Below are 209 nucleotides of genomic sequence, written 5' to 3' on the forward strand. Positions count from 1 at the left end.
GGCGGTTCAGAGCAGGTCATAGTCAAATCCCTGACGTATTCCGCCGCCGGGCAGAAACTGCGCGAGGAGCACGGTAACGGCGTGGTGACCACGTATTCATATGAAGCCGAAACCCAGCGGCTGGTGGGTATTAAAACCGAACGCGCGACAACGACAAAAGTGCTGCAGGATTTGCGCTACGAGTACGACCCGGTGGGCAACGTGCTGGT

1 pseudogene is annotated in these 209 nt (G+C 57.9%); it reads left to right on the forward strand.

Annotated elements, in window-relative coordinates:
• Window positions 1-209 (forward strand): annotated as a pseudogene (locus E0L21_RS24895) (RHS repeat protein); the annotation flags it as partial.

It is taken from the genome of Kosakonia quasisacchari, assembly GCF_004331415.1.
GTDB lineage: Bacteria > Pseudomonadota > Gammaproteobacteria > Enterobacterales > Enterobacteriaceae > Kosakonia > Kosakonia quasisacchari.